This is a genomic window from Micromonospora sp. DT233 (assembly GCF_049841815.1).
Lineage (GTDB): Bacteria > Actinomycetota > Actinomycetes > Mycobacteriales > Micromonosporaceae > Micromonospora.
The window spans coordinates 1-299 of the sequence record NZ_JBNCLB010000052.1; the positions used below are offsets into that span (position 1 = coordinate 1).

The 299-nt window shown below is 63.2% G+C and carries 1 protein-coding gene; it reads right to left on the reverse strand.

Translation table 11 applies throughout. The annotated features are described in order from the left end of the window. A partial coding sequence (locus tag ACLQ2V_RS28155; RefSeq protein ID WP_425721744.1) for a hypothetical protein occupies positions 1-261 on the reverse strand: 261 nt, incomplete at its 3' end. Positions 262-299 lie beyond the last annotated feature (38 nt).

Below are 299 nucleotides of genomic sequence, written 5' to 3' on the forward strand. Positions count from 1 at the left end.
CGAATAGATCTCCCGACCATCCGCCCCCACCAACACCCGCTCGTCACCGGTCTTCGCCACATACTGATCACCGCGATGCTCGAACGTCGTCAGCTCACCATCCGCCGCCGTCCGCTGCACCATCCGCTCATCCGCCGAGAATTCCGTCACCGAACCATCGACGCCCTTGACCGAAAACGTCCCATCCGCGTTGAACGTCGTCACATCACCATCCGGCGACGTCTCCCGCACCGGATCCCTGCCCGCCGTAAACTCCCGCACCGAACCATCCGGACCCTTAACCGAGAACGACCCATCCG